Genomic DNA, 16991 nt, shown 5'->3' with positions numbered 1-16991 from the left:
TCAACGTACCCAGTTACACACTTCCCAACCGCGCTGCTGCGCCTCTTGTAGCAGCAGCGGGTTGGGGTTCACTACCCAGGCATGATCGGCATGCGTCAGCAGCGGCAAATCGTTCATGGAATCACTGTAAGCCCAGGTGCGTTCAAAGTGCTGCTCCTGCTGTAAGGCTTTCCAGTCACTGAGGCGCGTCACTTTGCCTTCGCGATAGGTCATGGTGCCGTAGGTTTGGCCGCTGTAGCGTTCATCCACCACTTCCACGCCAATCGCCAACGCACCGTGTACGCCAAGACGTTCGGCAATCGGCACGGCTAAATGGTCGCCGCTGGCGGTAATGATCATCACCGTATCGCCGCGTTGCTGATGCCACTCGATGCGCGCGCGCGCAGCAGGAAAGACGCGCGGCATGATGTCGCGATGGATAAAGCGGCGTACCCAGCCTTCGACGGTCATGGTTGCCATGCCAGCTAACGGTGCCAGCGTGGTGTTCATATACTCTTCAATTGATAACGTACCGGTGTGATACTGCTCCATCAGGATTTTCTCCTGCTGAATGATCTCTTCGGGGGCAAATCCCTGTGAAACCAGCCAGCGTAGCCACAGGCTGGTGCTGTCTTCACAAATCAGGGTTTCATCCAGATCGAAAATGGCTAAGTCCATCGCGGCTCTCCTCAGGCTGAATGAGATTCAGGTTAGCGGAAATTTGTGACTGGCTTAACCGTTCTGCGAAAAATCGGAATTACACGCAATTTTTCTTTGCGGTCAGCCGCGCAAAAGTGGCAGCGCAGGGCGGTTGGTGCCAGGGTTACTCTAATAAACTCTATAAAACTTTACGATTGAACGGTTTTTTTCGCTGGCATGAACCGTTAGCGTTGGGCGAGACACGTCTTGCCTGCAAGAAAACCAAGATTTAACAAGGACAATCTGGTCACGCTCATGAGAAAAAACACCTTCGCTTCTGTCTGGCGGCCGCTGGCTGCTTCTTCACTATTACTGCTTTTTATTCCCGTCACCACGCAGGCTGAGCAGGCACCTGCAGCACCGCAAATTGATGCCAAAGCCTGGATCTTAATGGATTACAACAGCGGAAAAGTGCTGGCGGAATCCAATGCCGATCAGCGTCTCGATCCGGCAAGCCTGACCAAAATGATGACCAGCTATGTGGTCGGCCAAGCGTTGAAATCGGGCAAAATTACCAATGACGATATGGTGACCATCGGTCAGGATGCCTGGGCTACCGGCAATCCAAAACTGCGCGGTTCATCGCTAATGTTCCTTAAACCCGGCGACCGCATTCCGGTATCAGAACTGAATAAAGGCGTGGTGATTCAGTCCGGCAACGATGCGTGCATTGCGCTGGCCGATTATGTGGCGGGCAGTCAGGATTCGTTTATCGGCTTGATGAATAACTACGTCAAAGCCTTTGGTCTGCAAAATACTCACTTTATGACGGTGCACGGTCTGGATGCCGAAGGGCAGTACAGCACCGCGCGCGACATGGCGATTATCGGTCAACGTCTGATTAGCGATGTGCCGGAAGAGTACGCGCTTAACAGTGAAAAAGAGTTCACCTTTAACAAGATCAAGCAGTTGAACCGCAACCGCCTGCTGTGGAGCAGCAATCTGAAGGTGGATGGCATTAAAACAGGCCATACCTCTGGCGCGGGTAACAATCTGGTGGCATCGGCCACCGAAGGGGATATGCGTCTGATTTCGGTAGTGCTCGGTGCGGCGACCGATGCAACGCGCTTCCGCGAGAGCGAGAAGTTGCTGACGTGGGGTTTCCGCTTCTATGAAACGGTCACGCCGATTAAAGCTGATAAGCCGTTTGCCCAGCAGCGCGTGTGGTTTGGCGATCGCAGCCAGGTCAATCTTGGCGTGGCCAAAGACGCGGCGATTACCGTGCCGAAAGGGCAGATGAAAAATCTCAAGGCCAGCTTTACCCTGAACTCACCGCAGCTGGAAGCGCCGCTGGAGAAAAATCAGGTGGTCGGCACCATCGACTTCCAGCTGGATGGCAAAACCATTGAACAGCGTCCGCTGGTGGCGATGGAAGCCGTGCCGGAAGGCGGCTTTGTTGGCCGGATCTGGGATTTCGTGATGATGAAATTCCACGGCTGGTTCGGGAAGTGGTTTAGTTAATTAGACGGTGCGCAGCCCTGCGCACCTGATGAATTTGTTGGGTCGCCACTCATGGCGACCTCATCGCTCACTCGCGAATCCAACCCTTCTTAATCGGCATAGCGAACAGCGCGCGATACATCTGATGGGTGAACGCCAGCATCCGCTGACCATAAAGCTGCCATGCCATGTGCGACGCCAGGCAACCCAGCATGCCGACCAAAAATCCGCCCAGCATATCCAACGGCCAGTGCACGCCAAGGTAGACGCGTGACCAGGCAATGGCGCTACCAACGACCAGCAACAGTACGCCAGACCACATGCGGTGCCAGAAGATAAACGCCAGCGCAAAGGTGAAAATGGTGGTGCCGTGATCGCTAGGATAAGAGTCGTCTGGCGCATGCGACAGGAACTGATGGCCGAAACCGATGGCGAAAGGGCGTGGATGCGGCAGCAACTGACCCACGCACCATGAAATGCTCAATGCATACAGCAGCGCCATGCCGGTTTTTAGCACCAGTTCGCGCTGTGATTGCACCTGCTCGCGCGGTCCCCACAACCAGAGCGCGACAATCAGCAGCGGCACAATGGCAATCACATCTTTGGCGATAAACGTCGCCAGACCGATCAGCCACTGGGGTGAATCCTGCGTGGCGTTGATCCATAAAAACAGCGTGTGGTTAAGTGCTTCCATCACGATTGCGTATCCTCGACTTGTTTACCCAAACAACACCAGCGTAAAAATTGCCAGCAAAATAAAGCTGATAGCCTAAAAGCGCGCGCATCAGGAATAAATAGTCGCGCTCTTAATCTTATTGCGGGTTGTTGGAGTGTTTAACTTTGATGAAAGTTGCATGAATATTGGAAAATAGCGCAGGCGGTGGACAGGCTGACAATTTACGCAGCAGCGAACCTTAAACCACAGGATCGATAGCCATAAAAAAACCCGCAAGTCATTGACCGGCGGGCTCCACAATTTGGGGATTTCAAAGAAAAGCAGTGGCACTTATTCAGACTGCGACCCCAAAAGAAAGTTCGTTATTGCGTCAAATATATTTTTAGAATGGCAATAGCGGCCAGATTATCACTATCAAGGTGCCCGCCAGCGTGAGCAATACGTTGGCAATTGCGTAGGTGCCGGCATAACCCAGCGCGGGAATGCTGCTGCGCGCGGTATCGCTGATGATCTCCATTGCCGGCGCACAGGTGCGTGCCCCCATGATGGCACCAAACAGCAGGGCGCGGTTCATACGCAGCACATAGGCGCCAAACAGATAGCAAATCACCACCGGCAGCAAACTCACCAGCAGGCCACTCAGAAGCATCAATGCGCCTGCGCTGCCAAAACCGTGCTGCAAGCCGCTGCCCGCACTCAAGCCGACGCCGGCCATAAACACCATCAGGCCAAACTCTTTCACCATCGTCAGCGCGCCCTGCGGGATGTAGCCAAACGTGGGATGGTTGGCTCGCATAAAGCCAAGCATAATGCCGGCGAATAGCAATCCGGCGGCGTTGCCGATGCCGAAGCTGAAGTTGCTGAACTGGAAGGTGATCATGCCCACCATCAGGCCGACGATAAAGAAGGCGCAGAAGGCGAGGAGATCGGTGATTTGGCTGTGGATGGCGATAAAACCAATGCGGTCGGCCAAACTCTTCACGCGACGCGCTTCGCCGCTCACCTGCAGCACATCACCCTTGTTTAGCATGATGCTGTCATCAATCGGCATCTCAATCTGGCTGCGGATCACGCGGTTAAGAAAACAACCGTGGTCGGTCAATTTGAGGTGACTCAGGCGTTTGTTAACCGCGTTGTGGTTTTTCACCACGATCTCTTCGGTAACGATGCGCATATCCAGCAGATCGCGATCGAACACCTCTTTGCCGTTGCGGAAGCTGGGATCCAGGCGCGCATGCGCATCGGGATAGCCAACCAGCGAGATATCGTCGCCGAGCTGCAGCATGGCGTCTCCATCCGGGCTGGCGAGAATACCGTTGCGGCGCAGCCGCTCAATATAGCAGCCGGTCTGGCGATGAATGCCCAGCTCACGCAGGTTTTTGCCGCCGCTCCACTCCACCAGTTCCGGGCCCACGCGATAGGCGCGGATGACCGGCAGAAACACTTTGCGCTGGCTATCGGCATCAAGGCCGCGCTCGCGGGCAATTTGCTGCGCGCAGGTTGGCAGATCCTGATGCTGCAGGCGCGGCAGATAGCGCGCACCAAAAATCAGGCTCACTAATCCCACCAGATAGGTGAGGGCGTAACCGAGGCTAAGGTTATCCTGCATCAGTGTGAGTTGATGACTGTCGCTGATGCTTTGCCGCAGCGTATCACCCGCGCCCACTAACACCGGCGTCGAGGTCATTGAGCCTGCCAGCATGCCCGCGGTTAAACCAATATCCCAGCCGAACAATTTGCCGAGCGTCAACGCGATTAACAGCGCGCTAACCACCATAACAATTGCCAAAAAGAAGTAATTTTTACCGTCACGGAAAAAGATTGAGAAAAAGTTTGGCCCGGCTTCCACGCCGACACAAAAAATAAACAACATAAAGCCAAGACTTAAGGCGTCAGTATTAATAGCGAAATGCTGCTGGCCTAAAATTAGCGAAACAACCAGTACACCAATGGAATTACCGAGTTGGACCGAGCCGAGGCGTAATTTACCCAGGCAAAGTCCGAGTGCTAAAACGACAAATAATAACAGAACGTCATTTCCGCTTAACAATTCTGCGACGTTAATGTTCACGGTTTAACTTCTTCTTTACCTGTAACAAGTTGATGAGCAGGACTTTTTTCGCTATCTTGTGCCGACCGCTAAGGTTTCTGCAACAAAAAAGCTAAGACCTCATACTAAAGCGGCGTCATTCTAATCATAATTAACATCCTCAGCTATCGGCAGTTTTCATTCCTTTCGCCCCCAGCTGTTTCTTTTTATTTCCAGTCGTGCGCATCAGGGCAAAAAAGTTTCATAATTGTTAACGTAAAAGTTGAGGCTAATTATGTTGCAGCGCAATAATCGCTGGCCAGCATCGGTTCTGGGCGTGACGCTTTATACGCTGGTGTTTATTTATGCACACCATTTCTGGGCCGCCGCCAGTGAACAAGCCGTGCGCGGACAACCAGAATTACTGCTGTTTTTATTACCGGGGATGTTAATGGCGCTTTTGCAGCCAGAGAGTCCGCTGGTCAGCACGTTGTGGATTGCGCTGGGTGGCACGCTGCTGGGAATGATGTGGCTGATGCTGGTCATACCGATGACGCACAGCGCCTTGCTGATTGTGGCCTGGAGTTTAAGTGCACTGTTCTGGGCGGGATGTGGGGCACTGCTGGTGCGCTTGCTGCGGATTATGCTGGCGATGCGGGCTGAATAGCCCGATCATAAACGGGCCCGCAGGCCCGTTATCTTACGCTTCGATACCCAGGTTTTCTTTCGTCCAGGCAGCAAATTCGGTGTAACCACCAATGTGCTGATCGTCGAGGAAAATCTGCGGTACGGTGGTGACCGGCTTGCCGGCACGCGCTTCCAGATCGGCTTTGGTGATGCCGGTGGCCTGAATGTCCACGTACTGATAGTTAAAATCGTCGCGCTCGCTGGTCAGCTTAGCCGCCAACTCTTTTGCACGTACGCAGTAAGGGCAGCTAGAACGGCCAAAAATCACTGCAATCATTGCTTCTCTCCTTCCGCTGCTGTTTTGTGACTAGAATCACATCACAGCGTGAATAATGCGTCACATCATGCCCGCCCATCCTGCTTAAAGGAAGAAGAAGTTACCTGTTATTCTGATATCTGCTGCCTATGCAGACGCTAAAACTGATTGTACGCCAAAGGAACCCTCGCATGCGTAATCTCGCCACATTACCCAAACCCGTGTTGCTGCTTGAAGTGCTCGGCGTGCTTGCCGTAGTGGGTGCGCTGCTACTGACCAATGACTGGGTGAGCGCGCCGGATTTTATGGCTAAAAAACCGCTGGCGACGCTGCTGTTTTTTCTGGGCATCGCGCTGATGCTGCCTGCGGCATGGATGATGATGTGGCGGACGGCGAAGGCGATGGCCCCGCAATTGTTCAATCATTCCAACAAAAAGAAGTAACCACCGGAGAGGATTATGACGCCGACTATCGATTTACTGTGCAGCCACCGTTCTATTCGCGCCTTTACCGAACAAGACATTGATGAGGCGCAGCGCAGCGCCATTATTGCAGCGGCACAAGCGGCCTCAACCTCCAGCTTTTTGCAGTGTTCCTCCATTATTCGCATCACCGATCGGGAAAAACGTGAGCAGCTGGTGCAGCTTACCGGCGGCCAGCCATGGGTTAGCGCGGCGGCGGAATTTTGGGTGTTCTGCGCTGACTTCAATCGTCATCAGCAGATTTGCCCGGATGCGCAGCTGGGACGCGCTGAACAGCTGCTGCTCGGCTGCGTTGATACCGCGCTGATGGCGCAAAATGCCATGGTCGCGGCAGAATCGCTCGGCCTTGGCGGCGTATTTATTGGCGGTATTCGTAACAGTATTGCTCAAGTCACCGAACTGCTTGAGCTGCCGAAGTTTGTGCTGCCGCTGTTCGGTTTCTGCGTCGGTCATCCAGCGGATGCGCCGGACATTAAACCGCGCATGCCGCAGGCGATGCTGGTACACGAAAATCGTTATCAACCCGTCGATAAAACCGTGCTGGCACAGTACGATGAGCAAATTACCGCCTATTATCAGCAGCGCGACAGTAATCAGCGTTCTGAAAACTGGAGCCAGCTGATTCAGCGTCTGATCATTAAAGAAACGCGTCCATTTATTCTGGATTACCTGCATCAGCAGGGTTGGGCGACACGCTAAGTACAAGGAACTCTGCAATGAAGATGGCCATTCTCACCCGCGATGGATCGATCTATTCGTGTAAACGTCTGCGCGACGCCGCGGAAGAGCGTGGCCATCAGGTACAGATCATCGATCCGCTCTCCTGCTACATGAATATCAACTCCGATTCGCCGGCGGTGCACTACCGCGGCGAGGCGCTGGGGCATTTTGATGCGGTGATTCCGCGTATCGGCACCGCCACCACCTTTTACGGCACGGCAGTGTTGCGCCAGTTTGAGGTGCGCGGCAGCTATCCGCTTAATGAATCGGTAGCGATTACCCGCGCGCGCGACAAACTGCGTTCACTGCAGCTGCTGGCGCGTGAGGGGATTGATATGCCGATCACCGGTTTTGCCTCCTCGCCGGATGATACCGATGATTTGATTGCCATGGTCGGCGGTGCGCCGCTGGTGGTGAAGCTGGTGGAGGGCACCCAGGGCATCGGCGTGGTGCTGGCGGAAACGCGTCAGGCGGCGGAGAGCGTGATCGATGCCTTTCGTGGCCTCAACGCACATATTTTGGTGCAGGAGTTTATTAAGGAAGCACAAGGGCGCGATATTCGCTGCTTAGTGATTGGCAATGAAGTGGTGGCGGCGATTGAGCGCGAAGCAAAAGAGGGCGATTTTCGCTCCAACCTGCATCGCGGCGGGAAAGCCCGAGCGGTGGAGATCACCGCACAGGAGCGGGAAATTGCGGTGAAAGCGGCCAGCACGCTCGGTCTCGAAGTGGCTGGTGTGGATATTCTGCGCGCACATCGCGGGCCGCTGGTGATGGAAGTGAACGCTTCGCCGGGGCTGGAAGGCATTGAGGGCATTACCGGTTTGGATATCGCGACCATGATGATCGCATGGATAGAGCAACATGCTTGCCCCGGCTATCGTCCTAAAACCGGCGGCTAACCCGCGTTTTTCGGCGGTTTTCGTGGCATCCAGATCGGTTTTTCCGTAAGCTAAGGCGCTCATTTCTTCACCCCACAGGATATTACGATGGATTCACTGGTCGTTCCGGACATTGACGTGCTGCGTCGCTGGCTGGATCAACAAAATATCACCTGGTTCGAATGCGATGCCTGTCAGGCACTGCACCTGCCGCACATGCAGAATTTTGACGGGGTGTTTGATGCAAAAATTGACCTGGTGGATAACGTCATCCTCTTCTCCGCGCTGGCAGAAGTGAAACCCACGGCGCTGATTCCGCTGGTGGGCGATTTATCGCAGATCAACGCCAGCTCGCTCACGATTAAAGCCTTCGTGGATATTCAGGACGACAATCTGCCGAAGCTGATTGTCTGCCAGTCGATCAGCACCACCGCCGGATTAACCTTCGGTCAGTTCTCCCACTTTATGAAGCAGAGTGAAGAGGGCGTTTCCATGGTGATTATGGAAGCCTTCGCTAATAACTTGCTCATCATGGAAGGAGAAGAAGAGGAGCGACAGCCCAGCACCAGCAGCCACGCGATGCTGCACTGAGTTCCCCGCCTCGCTAACTGCCGCTTTTTGCGGCAGTTTTCATTTCTGCCCCACCACTTTTTATTCTGCACTTTGCCCTTTATTGCCAGATATTAGTTGTGCTTTATGCCACTAGTGCCAAACCCCATAGCAGAAACATGCATAACTTATCGCGAAAAGGCGTTTTTTAAGCTGGGATCTGGTGCAGTAGGTAAGGGGGGGCTATCCTTGCGGGGCTGACTGGGACAAGCAACCTCAGCACAACTATAGGTTTTTGCTATTAAACTCCCGCTGAATATTGATTCATTGTGTGCCTGTAATTTTTACAGAAAACGCAACGTTCGGATCGCGTGTATACAGCGTTGTAATGACCCGCTCAGGAGGAAGGAAAACATGTTCAACCAACGTCAAAAATGGTTGCCAGGTGTGGTTGCTGGTGTGCTGATGGCTGCGGCCGCCGGTGCTCAGGCAGAAGATAAAACGCTGCATGTGTATAACTGGTCAGATTATATCGCGGCTGACACGGTGCCGAACTTTGAGAAGTTGACCGGCGATAAAGTGGTTTACGACGTTTTCGATTCCAACGAAGTGCTGGAAGGCAAACTGATGGCCGGTAGTACCGGTTATGACGTGGTAGTGCCATCGTCGAGTTTCCTTGCGCGTCAGCTGCAATCGGGCGTGTTCCAGGAGCTGGATAAGAGCAAGCTGCCAAACTATAAAAACCTCGATCCCGATCTGATGGCGAAAGTGGCCCAGCACGATCCCGGTAACAAATACGCGATCCCTTATCTGTGGGGCACCACCGGCATCGGCTATAACGTCGATAAAGTGAAAGCCGCACTGGGCAAAGATGTACCGCTGGATAGCTGGGATCTGGTGTTGAAACCGGAAAACCTGGAAAAACTGAAAGGTTGCGGCGTCTCCTTCCTTGATGCACCGGAAGAGATTTTCGCTACCGTGCTCAACTACCTTGGCAAAGATCCCAACAGCTCTGACGCGAAAGATTACTCTGGCGCGGCGACCGATTTGCTGCTGAAACTGCGTCCGAACATCCGTTACTTCCACTCGTCGCAGTACATCAACGACCTGGCGAACGGCAACATCTGCGTAGCGATTGGCTGGTCGGGCGATATCCTGCAGGCGAAAGATCGTGCGGATAAAGCCAATAACGGCGTGCATCTGGGCTATATCGTGCCGAAGCAGGGCGCCCTGGCGTTCTTCGACATGTTCGCGATTCCAAAAGACGCGAAAAATGTGGAAGGCGCATATAAATTCCTCAACTACATGATGGATCCAAAAGTCATTGCTGATGTTTCCAACAACATGAACTATGCCAACGGTAACAAAGCCTCGCTGCCGCTGATTAATGCGGACGTGCGCAACAATCCGGGCATTTTCCCAACGCCGGATGCCATGGCCAAACTGTTTGTGCTCAAGGTCCAGGATCCGAAACTGGATCGTGTGCGTACCCGTGCATGGACTAAAGTAAAAAGTGGTAAGTAACTCGTTCTGAACGAGTATTGCCTGAAGACGACAGCAGAGGCGCGGTACTGGCCTCTGTTGTGCCATTTTTAGCGGCTGGCTGTGCCGCGCGATTTTAGCGCCGGAGAAATGTTAGTGAACGACGCGATTCCCCGCCCCCCAAATAAAACCGCTAAGGCGTTGACGCCGCTGCTGGAAATTCGCAATCTGACCAAATCTTTTGACGGCCAGCACGCCGTGGATGATGTCAGTTTGACCATTTACAAAGGTGAAATTTTTGCGCTGTTGGGTGCTTCCGGCTGTGGTAAATCCACGCTGCTGCGTATGCTGGCGGGATTCGAACCGCCGACCAGCGGCCAGATTGTGCTGGATGGTCAGGATCTCTCGCACGTAGCGCCGTATCAACGCCCGATCAACATGATGTTTCAGTCCTACGCGCTGTTCCCGCACATGACGGTGGAGCAGAACATTGCCTTTGGTCTGAAGCAGGACAAACTGCCGAAAGGCGAAATTAACAGCCGCGTCGAAGAGATGCTGTCGCTGGTGCACATGCAGGAGTTTGCCAAACGTAAGCCGCATCAGCTCTCTGGCGGCCAGCGTCAGCGTGTGGCGTTGGCGCGTAGCCTGGCGAAGCGTCCGAAACTGCTGCTGCTTGATGAACCGATGGGCGCGCTGGATAAAAAGCTGCGTGACCGCATGCAGCATGAGGTGGTCGATATTCTTGAGCGTGTGGGCGCCACCTGCGTGATGGTGACGCACGATCAGGAAGAAGCGATGACCATGGCGGGCCGCATCGCCATCATGAACCGCGGCAAATTCGTGCAGATTGGTGAGCCGGAAGAGATTTACGAGCATCCAACCAGCCGTTACAGCGCCGAGTTCATCGGTTCGGTGAATGTGTTTGAAGGCCTGCTGCGCGACCGCGGTGAAGACGCACTGATCATTGATGCGCCGGGCTTAGTGCATCCGCTGAAGGTGCAAACTGATGTCTCCGTCGTCGATAACGTGCCGGTGCACGTTGCGCTGCGCCCGGAAAAAGTAATGCTGTGCGAGGAAGTGCCGGCCGATGGCTGCAACTTTGCCGTCGGTGAAGTGGTGCACATTGCCTATCTTGGCGACCTGTCGATTTATCACGTGCGTCTGCGCAGCGGCCAGATGATTAGCGCACAGTTGCAAAATGCCCATCGCTACCGCAAAGGCGCGCCAACCTGGGGCGATGAAGTCCGTCTCTGCTGGGACGCTGACAGCTGTGTGGTTCTGACGGTTTAAGGGGGCGATATGAGCCAGATTTCTCAACGCCGCGTGCCTAAAGTCGTGGGCACGCCGCTGCAGCGCTGGGCAACGCGCATCAAAATGCAACACGGCCGCAAGCTGGTGATTGCGCTGCCTTATCTGTGGCTGATCCTGCTGTTTCTGCTGCCATTCCTGATTGTGCTGAAGATCAGCTTCGCCGATATTGCGCGCGCCATTCCGCCGTATACCGATTTGGTTACGTGGGCAGATGGTCAGCTCAATCTGGTGCTCAATCTCGGTAACTACTTTACGCTGACCGACGATCCGCTTTACGCCGATGCCTATCTGACGTCGCTGAAAGTGGCGGGCATTTCGACCATTATCTGCCTGATGATCGGCTATCCGCTGGCGTGGGCGGTGGCGCACAGCAAGCCGTCAATGCGCACCATTTTGCTGCTGCTGGTGATTCTGCCGTCGTGGACCTCATTCCTGGTGCGCGTTTACGCGTGGATGGGGCTGCTCAACAACAACGGCATTCTTAACCGTTTCCTGATGTGGCTCGGGGTGATCGATCACCCGCTGGTGATTCTCTACACCAATACCGCGGTGTATATCGGTATCGTTTACTGCTATCTGCCGTTTATGGTGCTGCCGATTTATACCGCGCTGACGCGTATTGATTATTCGCTGGTGGAAGCGTCGCTGGATCTCGGCGCGCGTCCGTTAAAGACCTTCTTTAGCGTGATTGTCCCGCTGACCAAAGGCGGGATTATTGCCGGCTCAATGCTGGTGTTTATTCCGGCGGTCGGCGAATACGTGATTCCTGAACTGCTCGGCGGTCCGGACAGCATCATGATTGGGCGCATTTTGTGGCAGGAGTTCTTTAACAACCGCGATTGGCCGGTAGCGTCCGCGCTGGCGGTGATCATCCTGTTGATTCTGATATTACCGATCATCTGGTTCCACAAGCATCAGAACCGTGAAGTGGGAGAGAAAGAGTGAGCCAGTTACCTACCATTCGATCTCCGTGGCGCACCGTGATTCTGGTGCTGTGCTTTATGTTCCTGTACGCGCCGATGCTGCTGCTGGTGGTGTACTCCTTCAACAGTTCGCCGCTGGTGACGGTGTGGGATAGCTTCTCATTCCACTGGTACAAAGTGCTGTTCCAGGATCAGGCAATGCTCGATGCGGTGGGGCTTAGCCTGACTATCGCCGCGCTCTCAGCAACGATGGCGGTGGTGCTCGGCACTATGGCGGCGGTGGTGATTGTGCGCTTTGGCCGCTTCCGCGGGCATAACGGTTTCGCCTTTATGCTGACGGCGCCGCTGGTCATGCCTGATGTCATCACCGGTTTATCTTTGCTGCTGCTGTTTGTGGCGATGGGCAATACGTTTGGCTGGCCGAGCGATCGCGGCATGCTGACTATCTGGCTGGCGCACGTGACCTTCTGTACCGCTTACGTGGCGGTGGTGATCAACTCGCGTCTGCGTGAACTGGATCGCTCGATAGAAGAAGCGGCGATGGATCTCGGTGCCACACCGGTGAAAGTGTTCTTCGTGATCACCGTGCCGATGATCGCACCCGCGATTGTCACCGGCTGGCTGCTGGCGTTTACCCTATCGCTCGACGATTTGGTGATCGCCAGCTTCGTCACGGGTCCAGGCGCAACCACCTTGCCGATGGCGATTTTTGCCACCGTGCGGCGTGGGGTAAATCCGGAGATCAACGCCTTGGCATCGTTGATTCTGTTTGTCGTCGGTTTAGTCGGTTTTATCGCCTGGCGCTTTATGGCGCACGAAGAAAAGCAGCGATTACGCGATATTCAGAAAGCAAAACGTGGCTGAACATCGTAACATTTGCCACCATAAGAACGGGCTGATTATTTCGGCCCGTTTTATTATGGTGACGGAGCTAAACCATGTCGGAAACCCTGAAAAACGGTTCAATGATTAACGCGACGCCGGTGCCGGTCATGGTGGCGGGCAGCGCGATTATTATCACGCGCTGCCTCAGCGTGTTGATGCTGGCCAACGAACTGGGTTACGACGAACTTGCCAACTTTGTGCATCGTAGCGCGCAGGCCTGGGATTCCACGCTGATTTTTATCGCCAGCCAGCTGATTTTCCTGTTTGAACTGCGCTGTGCCTTCACCCTGATGCGGGGCAATAACCGTGGACGCTGGGGCTATGTTGTCACGCAAATCATTGTGCTTTTCTATATGTTGATGGCTTCGGTTGGCTGGATTTACCCGGAGATTTTCAGCATTCCCGGCGAAAGCAATGCGCAGATTATTCATCATACCCTGCAGCAAAAGCTGCCGGATGTGTTGGTACTGCTGCTGCTGTTTGTGCCCGCCAGCAGCCGCGCTTTTTTCCGGCACCGGTGATACAATCGGCCCCCGTTTTTTTCCCGATTCTGAATACAGGCCTTTCCATGTATTGCGTGCTTTATGATGCCGGTCGCTGTCGCTCGTGCCAGTGGCTGGAAAAACCCTATCCACAACAGCTCAACGACAAACAGTCGCTTCTGGAGCAGCTGCTGGCGGAAAGGCCGGTCGCCGAGTGGTTGCCGCCGGTTGAGTCTGAGCAGCAAGGGTTGCGTAATAAAGCCAAAATGGTGGTCAGCGGCAGCGTAGAGCGTCCCATCCTCGGTATGGTGGCGCGCGACGGTGAACCGGTTGATTTGTGTGCCTGCCCGCTCTATCCCGACAGCTTCGGTGCGGTGTTCGAGGTACTTAAGCCCTTTATCGCCCGCGCGGGGTTAACCCCGTATAACGTGGCGCGCAAACGCGGTGAGCTGAAGTTTTTGCTGCTGACTGAAAGCACCCAGGGCGGCATGATGCTGCGCTTTGTGCTGCGATCCACCACTAAGCTGGCGCAGCTACGTGCGGCACTGCCGTGGCTGCAGCAGCAGTTACCACAGCTGAAAGTGATCTCCGCGAATATTCAGCCGGTGCACATGGCGATCCTTGAAGGTGATGAAGAGATCGCGCTGACGCCGGATCAAGCGCTGGCTGAACGTTTTAATCAGGTGCCGCTCTATATTCGCCCGCAAAGCTTCTTCCAGACCAACCCGCAGGTTGCCGCCAATCTTTACGCCACCGCGCGCGATTGGGTGGCGCAGCTGCAGGTCAGCAGCATGTGGGATCTGTTTTGTGGCGTTGGCGGGTTTGGTTTGCACTGCGCGACGCCAGACATGCAGCTGACCGGGATTGAAATCAACGCCGAAGCCATCGCCTGTGCGCAGCAGTCGGCGCAGCAGTTGGGGCTGGAGAAGGTGAGCTTTGCCGCGCTGGATTCCACCCAGTTCGCTACTTCACGGGAAGCCGTGCCGCAGCTGGTGCTGGTCAATCCGCCGCGTCGCGGCATTGGTGCGGAGTTGTGTGCTTATCTCAGTGAGATGGCGCCTGATTATATTCTCTATTCCAGCTGCAATCCCACCAGCATGGCGCAGGATATCGCGCGTCTAACGGATTATGACGTCAGCCGTGTGCAGCTGTTCGACATGTTCCCGCACACCGCGCATTTTGAAGTGCTGTGTTTGCTGACAAAGAGAACAGCGTAACGCCTGCCGTACAGAATCTGTCAGGCGGCGCCACGCCATCCCATCAGACTTATTCCGGGAACCACTTCTGATTAATCTGCTGCCAGGTGCCGTTGGCTTTCAACGCCACTAACGCGCTATTTAGCTCGTTTAGCAGCGGCGCATTGCCTTTACGTACCGCAATGCCTAAGCCGGTGCCGAAGAAATCGGTATCGGTGATATGCTCGCCCACTGCACTGAGATCCTCATTGGCCTTCAGCCACTGATTGACCACCGCCGTGTCACCAAACACGCCGTTCAGGCGACCGTTTTTCAAATCAAGAATCGCGTTTTGATAGCTGTCATAGGCTACCGCCACCACCTCCGGATGCTTCTCCAGCAGGTATTTCTGATGTGTGGTGCCATTCTCAACGCCGACACGTTTGCCTTTCAGCTGGCTGAAGTCGCTGAACTGACCTTTGTGCGCAATCACGATGGCGGAGTTGGCGTAGTAAGGCTGGGTGAAATCCACCTGCTTGCTACGATCGGCGGTGATATCCATACCTGAAATCACTGCGTCGTAGCGACGGAATTTCAGCGAGGGAATCAGGCTATCGAAAGCATTATTGGTGAAGCTGCACTCCGCTTTCATTTGCTGACACAGTGCTTTTGCCAGATCGATATCGAAGCCGACGATTTGATTGTCGTGATCGAGCGATTCGAAAGGGGGATAAGTTGCGGAAGAGGCGAAGCGGATTTTTTCCGCCGCATAAGCATTCATTGCCAGAGTTGCCAGCGCAGCAGCAACGATCCATTTTTTCATTATATAACTCCTGTAAACCTTGCCAGAGACGGAACGGGTTACACGATGCCAGTTAATGAATTTATATGCAATATTTTTGCTTAATAATATGAAAGGGCGAGCACCTTAATCGGCGCCCGCTCTGTTGACATCAGTTGCGGCGCTCAAACGCCAGCGCACGTTTTTCCACCAGGCGCATCATGAGCGTCAGCAAACCGTTAACCACCAAATAGATCAGGCCAGCGGCGGCGTAGACCGAAATGTCGTAAGTGCGGCCATACAGCAGCTGTCCGTGGCCCATCACTTCCATCAACGTAATGGTGTAAGCCAGCGAGGTACTTTTAAATACCAGCACCACTTCGTTGGAATAAGACGAAAGGGCGCGCTTGAAGGCGTACGGCAGCAGAATGCGCAGCGTGTCTTTGCGATTCATACCCAGTGCGGCGCAGGATTGCCACTGACCGGATGGAATGGCGCGCATCGCGCCGTAAAACAGCTGCGTAGTGTAAGCGGCGCTGTTCAGTGACAGCGCCAGCAGCGCACACAGCCAGGGCTGCGACAGCAGATGCCAGAGCCACGGAATGTTCTGGATGCTGGGAAACTGGCCGGGTCCGTAATAAATCAGGAAGATCTGCACCAGCAGCGGGGTGCCGGTAAACAGCGTGATATAGCCTTTGACTATCCAGTTTAGTACCGGCACTTTGAGCGCCAGTACAATGGTGCACAGCAGCGACAGCACCAGCGCGGCAATCAACGATGCCACGGTCAGCGTCAGGCTGGTATGCAGCCCTTTGAGCAGCTCGGGTAAGTAATCCAGCATGCTTAAGCCCCTCGCTCGAAACGCGTGGTGCGCAATTCAATGCGGCGCAGCACGGCCTGACTGAACAGCGTGATGATCAGATAGATCGCCGCCGCCACCAGATACCAGGTAAAGGGTTCTTGCGTGCGCGTAGCAATGCTTTTGGTCTGTAGCATCAGGTCATTCACGCTGATCAACGATACCAGCGCGGTATCCTTCAGCAGCACCAGCCACTGGTTTCCGAGGCCTGGCAGCGCATGACGCCACATCTGCGGCATAATCAGGCGCAGGAAAATCGCCGACTTTTTCATGCCAAGCGCCTGACCCGATTCCCATTGACCGACCGGCACCGCTTTGAGCGCGCCACGTAGGGTCTGTGACGCATAGGCGGAATAGAGCATCGCTAGCGCAATCACGCCGCACAGGAAGGGGCTGACGTCAAAGTTCTCAATCTGCACCTGCACCGGAATGTTGAACAGACCTAGATTGATGTGGAAGCCATCGGAGAGCGTCAACAGCAGCTGTGAGGCGCCGAAGTAGATAAACAGCACCACCAGAATTTCCGGCAGGCCACGAATCAGCGTCACCAGACCGGTGCCGATCCATGCCAGCGGTTTCCAGCGCACCGATTCCCAGCCAGCAAAAATCATCGCCAGCACAAGGCCGGCGATCAGTGCACAAACGGCAAGGCCGACGGTCATCCCGGCGGCGCTTGCGAGTGGAATCATTTCATTCAT

General features: G+C 54.6%; 19 protein-coding genes. 12 read left to right on the top strand and 7 right to left on the bottom strand.

From position 1 onward, the window contains the following. Complete coding sequence (locus PMI17_RS07260; RefSeq protein WP_007887688.1) at nt 1-657, bottom strand: HAD family phosphatase; 657 nt, start codon at nt 655-657, stop codon at nt 1-3. Between the two features lie 276 nt (nt 658-933). Here PMI17_RS07260 and PMI17_RS07250 point away from each other — a divergent pair, with 276 nt between their 5' ends. Next, nucleotides 934-2139, top strand: a complete 1206-nt coding sequence (locus PMI17_RS07250; protein WP_036620498.1) for a serine hydrolase — start codon at nt 934-936, stop codon at nt 2137-2139. 67 nt (nt 2140-2206) lie between these two features. On the opposite strand, the gene ybjG is transcribed toward PMI17_RS07250, so the two are convergent. Both ybjG and PMI17_RS07240 read right to left on the bottom strand, forming a co-directional pair. Next, nucleotides 2207-2812 carry an undecaprenyl-diphosphate phosphatase gene (ybjG, locus tag PMI17_RS07245; protein WP_007887681.1) on the bottom strand — a complete coding sequence of 202 codons (606 nt, stop codon included), beginning with the start codon at nt 2810-2812 and terminating at the stop codon, nt 2207-2209. A 364-nt stretch (nt 2813-3176) separates the two neighbouring features. After that, nucleotides 3177-4865 (bottom strand): aspartate:alanine antiporter, encoded by a 1689-nt coding sequence (locus tag PMI17_RS07240; protein WP_007887678.1) that lies wholly within the window; start codon nt 4863-4865, stop codon nt 3177-3179. 253 nt (nt 4866-5118) lie between these two features. On the opposite strand from PMI17_RS07240, the gene ybjM reads away from it, so the two are divergent. Continuing rightward, the gene (gene ybjM / locus PMI17_RS07235; protein ID WP_007887675.1) at nt 5119-5490 is read left to right on the top strand and encodes an inner membrane protein YbjM; all 372 of its coding nucleotides are present in this window, start codon (nt 5119-5121) and stop codon (nt 5488-5490) included. Between the two features lie 33 nt (nt 5491-5523). Here ybjM and PMI17_RS07230 read toward each other — a convergent pair whose 3' ends face one another. Beyond that, nucleotides 5524-5787, bottom strand: coding sequence for a GrxA family glutaredoxin (locus PMI17_RS07230; RefSeq protein WP_007887673.1), 264 nt, complete (start codon nt 5785-5787; stop codon nt 5524-5526). Nucleotides 5788-5957: 170 nt separating this feature from the next. On the opposite strand from PMI17_RS07230, the gene PMI17_RS07225 reads away from it, so the two are divergent. The 10 genes from PMI17_RS07225 to rlmC all read left to right on the top strand — a co-directional run bounded on the left by PMI17_RS07225 (nt 5958) and on the right by rlmC (nt 14695). After that, a complete protein-coding gene (locus PMI17_RS07225) occupies nt 5958-6209 on the top strand; it encodes a DUF1418 family protein (RefSeq protein WP_007887671.1) in 252 nt (83 codons plus the stop codon). 15 nt (nt 6210-6224) lie between these two features. After that, the gene (gene nfsA, locus PMI17_RS07220) at nt 6225-6947 is read left to right on the top strand and encodes an oxygen-insensitive NADPH nitroreductase (protein ID WP_007887666.1); all 723 of its coding nucleotides are present in this window, start codon (nt 6225-6227) and stop codon (nt 6945-6947) included. 17 nt (nt 6948-6964) lie between these two features. Continuing rightward, nucleotides 6965-7867: a 30S ribosomal protein S6--L-glutamate ligase gene (gene rimK / locus PMI17_RS07215; protein WP_007887665.1), complete on the top strand. Its 903-nt coding sequence runs from the start codon at nt 6965-6967 to the stop codon at nt 7865-7867. 87 nt (nt 7868-7954) lie between these two features. Beyond that, nucleotides 7955-8437 (top strand): YbjN domain-containing protein, encoded by a 483-nt coding sequence (locus PMI17_RS07210; protein ID WP_007887662.1) that lies wholly within the window; start codon nt 7955-7957, stop codon nt 8435-8437. A 372-nt stretch (nt 8438-8809) separates the two neighbouring features. Further along, a complete protein-coding gene (gene potF / locus PMI17_RS07205; protein ID WP_007887660.1) occupies nt 8810-9919 on the top strand; it encodes a spermidine/putrescine ABC transporter substrate-binding protein PotF in 1110 nt (369 codons plus the stop codon). A gap of 114 nt (nt 9920-10033) precedes the next feature. Continuing rightward, on the top strand, nt 10034-11167 hold the full coding sequence (gene potG / locus PMI17_RS07200) for a putrescine ABC transporter ATP-binding subunit PotG (protein ID WP_007887659.1): 1134 nt from the start codon (nt 10034-10036) through the stop codon (nt 11165-11167). A 9-nt stretch (nt 11168-11176) separates the two neighbouring features. Then, the gene (potH, locus tag PMI17_RS07195; protein WP_007887658.1) at nt 11177-12133 is read left to right on the top strand and encodes a putrescine ABC transporter permease PotH; all 957 of its coding nucleotides are present in this window, start codon (nt 11177-11179) and stop codon (nt 12131-12133) included. Beyond that, on the top strand, nt 12130-12975 hold the full coding sequence (gene potI, locus PMI17_RS07190) for a putrescine ABC transporter permease PotI (protein WP_007887657.1): 846 nt from the start codon (nt 12130-12132) through the stop codon (nt 12973-12975). Before potH ends, potI begins: the two co-directional genes overlap by 4 nt. Before the next feature lie 74 nt (nt 12976-13049). After that, nucleotides 13050-13517 carry a YbjO family protein gene (locus PMI17_RS07185; RefSeq protein ID WP_007887656.1) on the top strand — a complete coding sequence of 156 codons (468 nt, stop codon included), beginning with the start codon at nt 13050-13052 and terminating at the stop codon, nt 13515-13517. A gap of 47 nt (nt 13518-13564) precedes the next feature. Continuing rightward, nucleotides 13565-14695, top strand: coding sequence for a 23S rRNA (uracil(747)-C(5))-methyltransferase RlmC (gene rlmC, locus PMI17_RS07180; RefSeq protein ID WP_007887655.1), 1131 nt, complete (start codon nt 13565-13567; stop codon nt 14693-14695). A gap of 49 nt (nt 14696-14744) precedes the next feature. Here the strand turns inward: rlmC and artJ are convergent, their stop codons facing one another. The 3 genes from artJ to artQ all read right to left on the bottom strand — a co-directional run bounded on the left by artJ (nt 14745) and on the right by artQ (nt 16991). Continuing rightward, the gene (gene artJ / locus PMI17_RS07175) at nt 14745-15476 is read right to left on the bottom strand and encodes an arginine ABC transporter substrate-binding protein (protein WP_007887653.1); all 732 of its coding nucleotides are present in this window, start codon (nt 15474-15476) and stop codon (nt 14745-14747) included. A 130-nt stretch (nt 15477-15606) separates the two neighbouring features. Then, complete coding sequence (artM, locus tag PMI17_RS07170; RefSeq protein WP_007887650.1) at nt 15607-16275, bottom strand: arginine ABC transporter permease ArtM; 669 nt, start codon at nt 16273-16275, stop codon at nt 15607-15609. A gap of 2 nt (nt 16276-16277) precedes the next feature. Beyond that, nucleotides 16278-16991, bottom strand: coding sequence for an arginine ABC transporter permease ArtQ (gene artQ / locus PMI17_RS07165; protein WP_007887649.1), 714 nt, complete (start codon nt 16989-16991; stop codon nt 16278-16280).

It is taken from the genome of Pantoea sp. GM01 (assembly GCF_000282675.1).
Classification (GTDB): Bacteria; Pseudomonadota; Gammaproteobacteria; order Enterobacterales; family Enterobacteriaceae; genus Pantoea; species Pantoea nemavictus.
This window is presented reverse-complemented; position numbering and strand designations above follow the sequence as displayed.